The 9331-nt window shown below is 72.7% G+C and carries 8 protein-coding genes; 6 read left to right on the plus strand and 2 right to left on the minus strand.

Going from position 1 to position 9331, the window contains the following annotated elements; all coding sequences use genetic code 11:
* Positions 1–404: 404 nt before the first annotated feature.
* Positions 405–791 carry a nuclear transport factor 2 family protein gene (locus tag ACFSL4_RS37265; protein ID WP_381092553.1) on the minus strand — a complete coding sequence of 129 codons (387 nt, stop codon included), beginning with the start codon at positions 789–791 and terminating at the stop codon, positions 405–407.
* A gap of 380 nt (positions 792–1171) precedes the next feature.
* On the opposite strand from ACFSL4_RS37265, the gene ACFSL4_RS37270 reads away from it, so the two are divergent.
* The 6 genes from ACFSL4_RS37270 (at position 1172) to ACFSL4_RS37295 (ending at position 8087) form a co-directional block, all read left to right on the plus strand.
* Positions 1172–1582: a hypothetical protein gene (locus ACFSL4_RS37270; protein ID WP_381092554.1), complete on the plus strand. Its 411-nt coding sequence runs from the start codon at positions 1172–1174 to the stop codon at positions 1580–1582.
* Positions 1583–1649: 67 nt separating this feature from the next.
* Positions 1650–3977 (plus strand): ABC transporter ATP-binding protein/permease, encoded by a 2328-nt coding sequence (locus ACFSL4_RS37275; RefSeq protein ID WP_381092555.1) that lies wholly within the window; start codon positions 1650–1652, stop codon positions 3975–3977.
* A 5-nt stretch (positions 3978–3982) separates the two neighbouring features.
* Positions 3983–4534: a hypothetical protein gene (locus ACFSL4_RS37280; protein WP_381092556.1), complete on the plus strand. Its 552-nt coding sequence runs from the start codon at positions 3983–3985 to the stop codon at positions 4532–4534.
* A complete protein-coding gene (locus ACFSL4_RS37285) occupies positions 4534–5499 on the plus strand; it encodes a serine/threonine-protein kinase (protein ID WP_381092557.1) in 966 nt (321 codons plus the stop codon). Before ACFSL4_RS37280 ends, ACFSL4_RS37285 begins: the two co-directional genes overlap by 1 nt.
* A gap of 141 nt (positions 5500–5640) precedes the next feature.
* Entirely contained in the window at positions 5641–6459 is an 819-nt protein-coding gene (locus ACFSL4_RS37290) for a PaaX family transcriptional regulator C-terminal domain-containing protein (RefSeq protein WP_381092558.1), read from the plus strand.
* The gene (locus ACFSL4_RS37295; protein ID WP_381092559.1) at positions 6459–8087 is read left to right on the plus strand and encodes an acyl-CoA dehydrogenase family protein; all 1629 of its coding nucleotides are present in this window, start codon (positions 6459–6461) and stop codon (positions 8085–8087) included. The genes ACFSL4_RS37290 and ACFSL4_RS37295 overlap by 1 nt, the downstream gene beginning before the upstream one ends.
* Before the next feature lie 11 nt (positions 8088–8098).
* Here ACFSL4_RS37295 and ACFSL4_RS37300 read toward each other — a convergent pair.
* Positions 8099–9331: streptophobe family protein (locus tag ACFSL4_RS37300; RefSeq protein ID WP_381092560.1), on the minus strand; the 1233-nt coding region annotated here is incomplete at its 5' end.

Genomic DNA, 9331 nt, shown 5'->3' on the forward strand with positions numbered 1-9331 from the left:
GCGTACCCGTGTGCCGGAGCACACCCGCCGTCTCCCGCCCGGCCCGCCGGACGGCCTCGTCGCGCACCGGACGCCGGCGGCCGCCCCGGGGGATCGTCTTGAGCTGCCGCGTGGGGTCCCGCACGGGGCGCGGCGGTCGTCACAAGTTGAGCGGACGCCCTGTGCGAGACGCCGTGCGGCAGTCCGGGACCGCCTCGCCCCGGGGCGCCCCAGGAGGTGTTTCGAAGGTCCTGTGCGGTGCCCGCGGTGTCCGGTGCGTGCTCTCGGCGTGCCGGACGAAAGCCCTCGTACTGGACGTACTCGGGGTTTCGGCCGGTGCGGCGAGTGGGGGTGCCCCCTGCTCGAAGAGCCTGGGGGAGTGTGCCGGGCGCCGCGGGTGCTGTGCGGGACTTTCGAAACACCCCCTAGGCCGCGCCCGCCGGAACGCGGTCCAGGAAGCCGTGGACGCTGCGGATGCGTCCGTCCTCGTCCAGGGTGATCACGTCGAAGCCGGCGACGGGGGCCGAGCCGTCCGCCTCGTTCACCAGTTCCCAGCCGAAGCGCGCGATGTCGTGGTGCCCGTCGACCGCGCCCGTGAGGCGGAAGGAGAATCCCGGGAACTGCTCGTGGGCTCCGGCGATCACCGCCGCGATCCCCTCGTGTCCGCGAGCCTCGGCCAGCGGGTCGGTGTAGCGCCCGTCCGCGGTCCAGGCGGCGGCGACGGCCTTGGCCAGAGCTTCGGGGTCGCCCGCGTTCCATGCCTCGAAGTAGCGGGCGACGGCGGACTCATAACGGTTGGTGTCTGCGGACATGGTGGATCAGCCTCCATCGAGGTCGCGAGTGCCGGTCAGGGGCCGGATCCCCGGGCGCGGTGCCCGTGGGGGAGCCAGTAGGGCCACCTTGCCCGGACACGCCGGAGGTGTCGATTACCTCCCGGGTAAGGGAGGCGTGGACACGGAGCGTGGCGGCACGGCTCGTTTCGGCCATCGACGGCCGTGAATATGTCAGGAGACTGGCCGAAATGGCATGGTGACAGAGTGTCAGGAGTGGCGATACTCGAGTGACAGGGTGATTCGGCCACGACCGGCAGAGCGCCACCGCGCCACGGCGTGCGGTCGCCCGCGTGCACAGCGAGCGAGCGCAAGGCACCACGGGCCGACCCGGCTCCGAGCACCGCAGTGGGGGAGCGATCGTGCACGACGAGTTCCTGTGTCATGTGACGGCGTACGGCATGTGCGGCGGTCGACGCATAGGCGTCCCCCTGGGCACCTATCGCGCGCCCACCCTGGCCCTCGCCCTGTGGTGGATGCGCGACCGCGCCTCCTGGATCGCCGAACGGCTCGACCCCGACCCGGACAACCCGCTCTTCCCGCCGAACTCCATCGCCCCCGTCGCCGACACGGTTCCCGACGTGCCGGCGGTCCTGCGCGCCTGGTGCGGCGACACCGGGCAACAGGAGAGGGTCGCCGACGAGTTGGCCGCCGGACGGCTGGTGCGCATCGCGGTCAGCGACGACACCACGGAGTACGAACTGCTCGCCGAGTCCGTGGACGCGCTGCGGATGCAGCGGTTCGTGCACGCGCTCTCCACCCCGGCCGCCTGACCCCCGGCGGACGCCGCAGCCGCCGACGATCAGGCGCGGAGATGGACGAATAGCTAGAATTCGGTGCATGGCTGAGCGGCCGGCCGACCCGACCGCGCCCGTCCTCGTGCTGGAGACAGAGACGGGCTCCACGGTGATGAGCCCGGGCCGTGACTACCACGTGGGACGCGACCCGTCGAGCGACATCGTCCTGGACGACGTCCGGGTCTCCTGGCACCACGCCGTCCTGCGCACGGAGGCCGGCCACTGGCTCGTCGAGGACGAGAACAGCACCAACGGCACCTATGCGGCCGGCCGGCGGGTCCACGAGTGGTCCGTCGGACCCGGCAGCGTGATCCGCTTCGCCAACCCCTCCGACGGCCCCCGTGCCGTCCTCGTGGACCGTACGGCGGAGCGCCCCTCGCACGTCTCCCTGTCGGCGGCGACGGGCACCTTCCGGCAGCCGACGACCGTGCGCCCGCTGCCGTCGCGCACCGTCCGCATCGGCCGCGGCGCCGACAACGACATGGTCGTCGACGACCTCGTCGTCTCCCGGCGGCACGCGGAACTGCGGGCGCACCCGGACGGCACGTATGAGATCGCCGACCTGGGCAGCCACAACGGCACCTACCTCAACGGCCGGCCCGTCGCCCGTGCCCCGGTCGCACCCGGTGACGTCGTCGGCATCGGGCACTCCGCGTTCTGCCTGGTCGGCGACCAACTGCAGGAGTACGTCGACACCGGCGAGGTCTCGCTCGACGTCCAGGACCTGACGGTGCGGGTCGACCGCGGCCGCAGGATTCTGCTCGACCGGGTGTCGTTTCCCGTCGGTGAGAAGTGTCTGCTCGCCGTGGTCGGTCCCAGCGGCTCGGGCAAGTTCACCCTGCTCAACGCCCTCACCGGCCAGCGCCCCGCCGACCACGGCACCGTTTTGTACGACGGGCGCGACCTGTACCGCGACTACGCCGAGCTGCGCCAGCGCATCGGGCTCGTCCCGCAGGACGACATCCTGCACGCCCAGCTCACCGTGCGCCGCGCCCTCACCTATGCCGCCGAGCTGCGCTTTCCGCAGGACACCGCCGGGGAGGAGCGCCGGGGCCGGGTCGACGAGGTGATCGGCGAGCTGGGCCTTCGGCAGCCGGCCGGGCAGCCCATCCACAGCCTCTCCGGAGGACAGCGCAAACGCGTCAGCGTGGCGCTGGAGCTGCTCACCAAGCCGTCCCTGCTCTTCCTCGACGAGCCGACCTCCGGACTCGACCCCGGCATGGACCGCTCCGTGATGCACATGCTGCGCGGCCTCGCCGACGACGGCCGCACCGTCGTGGTCGTCACCCACAGCGTGCTCAGCCTCGACGTGTGCGACCGGCTCCTGGTGCTCGCCCCGGGCGGCAGGGTCGCCTACTACGGGCCGCCCGGCGACACGCTGCCGTTCTTCGGCTTCGAGCAGTGGCCGGAGGCGTTCGAGGCGTTCGAGCGTGACCAGGACCGGGACTGGGCGGGGGAGTACCGCGAGTCCCCCTTCCACCATCAGTACATCGACAAATCGTCCGCACAACCGCGTCTGCCGGGCCCCGCCGGCGCGGCCGTGGTCGTTCCGCCGCCGACGCCGCAGAGCTGGGGCGCCCAACTCGCCACGCTCGTACGCCGGTACGCGGCCGTCCTCGGCGCGGACCGCACCTTCCTCGTCATCATGGTCGCCCTGCCCTTCGTGATGGGGGCCATGGCCCGTGCCCTGGCCAAGGGCCGGTTCACCCAGGAGACGGCACTGAACGCGCTGCTCATCCTGTGCGTGGGCGCGGTGCTGACCGGCGCGGCCAACGCGGTGCGCGAACTGGTCAAGGAGCGCGTGATCTACCAGCGGGAGCGGGCCGTCGGACTGTCCCGGTCGGCGTATCTCGTGTCCAAGATCGTGGTGCTGGGCACCGTCACCGTGCTGCAGGCCGTCGTGCTGACCCTGGTGGCGCTGCTCGGCGTGGACCTCGACGCGCCCGGCGGCAAGGGCGTGCTGATGCCGCCCCTGGTGGAGATCACCCTGGCGGTGGCCCTGCTGGCGTTCACCGCGATGATGCTCGGCCTGGTCGTCTCCGCCCTGGTGCGCAAGGAGGAGGTCACCATGCCGCTGCTGGTGCTCCTGGCCATCATCCAAGTGGTCTTCTGCGGCGCCCTGCTGACGCTCGACGGGGTGGCGGTGCTGAACCAGCTGTCGTGGCTCGTGCCCTCGCGGTGGGCTCTCGGCGCGATGGCGGACACCATCGGCCTCGTGCGGCTCTCGCCCGACAAGACGGATCCCCTCTTCCGGCACCGTCCGGGGACCTGGCTGCTCAACATGGGCATGCTCGTCGTGCTCTCGGTGGCCTGCGCGGGCGCCGTCGTACTCCTCCTGCGCCGGCACGAGCCCGCGGTCATGCGGAAGTAGCGGCCATGACCACCCGCGGCTTCCACCCGACCCACGTCGTCCCCCGGGAGGGCCTGCCCGCCTTCCAGACCCCCGACCCGTCGCGGCCCGCGACGCCGCTCGACCCCCTGCTCCCGGTCCAGCTCGTCGGCCGGCGCGGCGACTGGGGCCGCATCGTGTGCGCCAACGGGTGGTCCGCGTGGGTCGACGGCCGGCTCCTGGTCGCCGTGCCGCAGGCACCGCCCCGCGCGGGCGCCCCGCCCGCCGGCGCCGCCGACCCGCGCCCGCTGCTCGCCCGTGCCGAGGAGGCGCTCGCCCGCTACCGTGCGGCGGCCGAGGAGCTGGCGGCCGGGCGGCTGGACGCAGAATCCTTCGGCGAGCGCACGCGCGGCCTCAGGACCGGGGTCGTCGTCGACGGGGAGTCCCTGTGGGTGTACGACGCCGAGCACGAGCGGTGGGCCTACTGCGAGGGGGCGCGCCTGACCACGTACGCCGCCACGGGGCAGCTGTCGGCCGGGGCGGAGAACGAGGGCCGGCAACCGACCCCTCTCGTCCCGCGCACCCCGGACGGCCGCTGATGGCCCGCGACAGCGGCCCGTTCCCCGGTACCGCTCCGGAACCGGCCGGCCGGCGGATCGCCGGCTACCGGATCGAGGAGGAGGTCGGCCGCGGCGGGATGGCGGTCGTGTACCGCGCCCGCGACCTGCGCCTGGGCCGGACCGTCGCCCTCAAGCTGCTCGCACCCGAACTCACCCGCAACGACACCTTCCGCCGCCGCTTCACCCACGAGTCCCGGGTCGCCGCGGCCATCGACCACCCGCACATCGTGCCGGTGTACGAGGCAGGTGAGACGGACGGTGTGCTCTACATCGCCATGCGGTACGTCGCGGGACGCGACCTGCGCCATCTCCTCGACCGCGAGGGCCCCCTGCCCCTGGCGACCGTCCTGAGGATCGCCGCCCAGGTGGCGTCGGCGCTGGACGCGGCGCACGACCACGGCCTCGTGCACCGCGACGTGAAGCCCGGCAACATCCTCGTGGCCCAGGGCACGGACAGCGACCACCCCGAGCACGTCTACCTCACGGACTTCGGCCTGACCAAGAAGTCGCTGTCGCTGTCCGGGTTCACCACGGCCGGCCAGATCGTCGGCACGCTGGACTACGTGGCGCCCGAGCAGATCTCCGGCAAACCCGTCGACGGGCGCTGCGACGTCTACGGCCTCGGCTGCGTGGTCTACGAGGCCCTGGCCGGGAGACCGCCTTTCCGGCGCGAGGACGACATGGCGCTGCTGTGGGCCCACCAGTACGACGAGCCGCCGCCGCTGACCGGGCAGCGCCCCGACCTCGACGCCTCCGTGGACCGGGTCTTCGCGAAGGCGCTGGCCAAGGACCCGGACGACCGCTACGGCTCGTGTCTCGCGTTCGTGTCGGCCCTGCGTGCGGCGGCGACGGGCGTGAGCCGCTCGGGCCGTCCCGCGACGCAGGTGGCGGCGCCGGAGGTGCCCGGACCGCCAAAGTGGGCGCGTCCCGTGTTCCGCTGCTGAGGCCGGGTCCCGGCCCGGTCTTTTCGCCGCTCGGCTCGGTCCGGGCGCTCGCCGCTCGCCCCATTCGCTGGCGTTACACCCTTGAATCGCTTGATGGAAATATGTAACAGTGCTCCGGCCCGACGGTGAGGAGTGGTGACGGTGGCCGAGCCGGCCGATCTGATGGCGCCGTTGAGCGCCCGGTCGGTGGCGCTGAGCCTGCTGCTCGGCGCGCGCCCGCCGAGGCTCTCCGCGCGCGACCTGACCTGCCTGGGAGAGATGTTCGAGATCTCCGCACCGACCATGCGCGTCGCCCTCTCCCGCATGGTCGCCTCCGGTGACCTGGTGCCGGCAGACTCGATGTACGCGCTCCCGGCCCGGCATCTCGAACGACAGGCGGCCACCGAGTCCCTCATCCATCCACGCCGCCGCCCCTACGACGGGATGTGGCGCATGGCCGTGGTCGTCGACCGGGGCCGCAGCCTCGCCCGGCGGACCTCGCTCCGGTCCCTCATGCGGCGACACCGGTTCGCCGAGCTCCGTGAGGGCGTCTGGATGCGCCCCGACAACATCGAACAGCTTCTGACACCCTCCCCGCACGAGGGCGCGGGGACCGAGTCGGCGACGGCGCTCTCCGAGGCGCGCACCTTCAGGACCGTGCCGGACAACGACCGACGGCTGTCCCGTGAGCTGTGGGACCTCGACCAATGGGCGGCGGACGCCCGGGTGCTTCTTGACGCTCTGCGCGACGACGGGCCGTCGAAGGCGCGCCCCGTGGACCGGCTGACAGCGGCGGCCGCGGCGGTCCGGCACCTGTGCACGGACCCGGCACTGCCCGAGGAACTGGCTCCCGAGCGGTGGCCGGCCGACGAACTGCGCTGGGCGTACGAGGACTACCGCAACGAGCTCAGCGCCATCTGCATGGCCGGCACGGCCGTGCCCCGGGCACAGCCCGCAGCCGACGCATCGAAGGGAATGTGATGCACACTCACGAGGTCTTCAACCAGGCGCCGCCACTGGTGGACTACAACGCCGCGGACCATCCGGTCATCCGCGAGGCCCTGACCCGTGCGGGCGCGGAGGAGGCGCTGGCGGAGCTGGACACGGTGGGCCGTGCCGCCGGCAGCGCCCACGCCTTGGAGCTGGGGGACCTGGCCGAGGAGCACGAGCCGGTGCTGCGTACGCACGACCGCTACGGTCACCGCGTCGACGAGGTCTCCTACGACCCGGCCTACCACGAGTTGATGCGCACCGCGGTCGGGTTCGGCCTCCACGGCGCGGCCTGGTCCGATCCCCGTGAGAACGCCCACCTGATCCGAGCGGCGAAGTTCAGCGTCTGGCAGATCGTCGATGCCGGACACGGCTGCCCGATCTCCATGACCTACTCCGCGATCCCCGCGCTGCGTGCCGATGCCGGCCTGGCGGCGGTCTACGAGCCGCTGCTGGCGGCCGATGCCTATGACCCCGGGCTGCGGGTGCCCACCACCAAGCGCGGCCTGATCGCGGGCATGTCCATGACCGAAAAGCAGGGGGGCTCCGACGTCCGCGCCAACACCACGACCGCCACGCCCCAGCCCGACGGCAGTTACCGGATCGTGGGCCACAAGTGGTTCACCTCGGCCCCGATGTCGGACATCCTGCTCACCCTCGCGGTCGCACCCGGTGGGCTGACCTGCTTCGTCCTGCCCCGGGTCCTGCCCGACGGCAGCCTCAACCCGATCCGTCTGCAGCGGCTGAAGGACAAGCTCGGCAACCGTTCCAACGCCAGCAGCGAGATCGAGTACGAGAACGCCACCGGCTGGCGGCTCGGTGAGGAAGGCCGCGGCGTGCCCACCATCATCGAGATGGTCAACAGCACCCGGCTGGACTGCACCCTGAGCACCGCCACCCTGATGCGGCACGGCGTCCACCTGGCGACGCACCACGTCACGCACCGGGCCGCCTTCGGCAAGACGCTCATCGACCAGCCCCTGATGCGCAACGTCGTGGCCGACCTCGCCGTCGAGGCCGAGGCATCCACCGCCGCCGCCCTCTGGCTCGCCTCCCTCACCGACGCCAAGGAGGCCGGCGACGAGTGCGCTGCCCGGCTGCGCCGCATCGGCCTGGCGGTGTCCAAGTACTACGTGTGCAAGCGCGGGCCGGTCCACGCCGCCGAAGCCCTCGAATGCCTGGGCGGCAACGGCTATGTCGAGGACTCCCGCATGCCCCGTCTGTTCCGCGAGTCTCCGCTGGCCTCGATCTGGGAGGGCAGCGGCAACGTCGCGGCCCTGGACGCCCTGCGTGCCGTCGCCAAGCAGCCCGAGACCCTCACCGCGCTCTTCGAGGAACTCGACGGCGCGGCGGGCGCCGACGCACGATACGACGCGTTCGTCGACCGTCTGAAGAACCGGTTCGCGGACACACGGCAGCTGGAGTTCCGCGCCCGGGCCGTCGTCGGCGACCTCGCACTGGCGCTCCAGGCGTCCCTGCTCATCCGCTATGGCCACCCGGCCGTGGCCGACGCCTTCACCGCCTCGCGTCTCGACCGGGACTGGGGCACGGTGCTCGGCACCCTCCCGTCCGGTGTGGACACCGCAGCCATCCTCGAACGTGCCACACCCAAGGCGTGAGGCCCGAACGATCAGCAGGGGACCTCGCCCCGTCGCCGTACGCCCTTGGCCAGCAGCCCGCCCGCGAAACCCGTGACGAGTCCCCACAGGGCGGCCGTCCCGAGTACCGTCCACAACTGCGGCTTCAGGAACAGCACACCGGACAGCCCGCCGCCCAGGTCGCCGATGCCGATGAGCGACAGACCGTAGTGCGCCGACACCCGGCTGACCGCACAGATCATGAGCACCGTCAGCACCAGCGCGACCGCCATGTCCACGGCGTGCCGCCACGGCCGCATCCGTGCCGGAGAGCGGACCGCCATCACGAACGCGGCGGCGAGCAGCAGCGCGGCGGCGACGACCACCAGCCACCAGGCCCGGCCGTCCTGCTCGGCGAGGGTGCCCAGGTTGAGCGTCGAGACGTCCGGGGTGCGCAGTACCTGGTCGAGCAGCCGCGGCATGGGCAGCCCGAACGGTCCGTCCACCCGCCCGTGCCAGGTCGCGCCCATACCGATGGTGAGCGCCGGCCACACCACGTTGGGCAGCCCCAGCAGGATCACCGCGAAGGTCCGGGCGGGATGCCCGCGCGTGGCCGCCACCACCAGCGCGATGACGACGCCCACGGCGACGCACGCGAGCAGCAGGGCCACCATGGCGTACGCGGCGGGCCGCACCGACTCCTGGAAACGCAGCAGACGGGCCGGGAGCGGGGCGCCGCGGGACACCAGCAGGGCGAGGAGCAGCACGCCCGCCAGCCACAGGAGACCGAACAGCACGGTCAGCGGCAGGTCGGTGGTGTAGCCGACCTTCGGGGAGATGCCGAACAGGTCGCCGATGTCGCCGATCGTCCCGCCGAGCGGGGCCGGGAAGGTCTGGCGGGCCGCGAGCGCCAGACCGGTCAGCGCCACCAGCCACAGCACGGCGATCCGCGCCGCCCAGCCCGCCAGTTCGGGCGCGCCGGCGACGGCCCGGTGCCGCAGCGGGCGCAGGAACCCGGCGGCGATCACCAGCGCCCCGGCCAGCGTCACCGACAGCGGCATCACCGTCAGTTCCGCGCGGGTTCCGGCGAGCGCGCCGGCGTCGCCGGCCAGCCTCACCGTGCCGCCGACCGCGAGCACGACCACGGCCACCGTCACCCGGGGGAACCCGTTGTCGGGGATACCCGTCCCGCCCGCCGCCCACAGCCCGAGCGCGGCGAGAACGCCCATCGCGATCAGCCCGGCCAGTACCGTCACGGCGGCTTGGATCCAGCCGTGCGGGGCGGC

The sequence above is a fragment of the Streptomyces caeni genome (genome assembly GCF_042678285.1).
GTDB classification, from domain to species: Bacteria; Actinomycetota; Actinomycetes; order Streptomycetales; family Streptomycetaceae; genus Streptomyces; species Streptomyces caeni.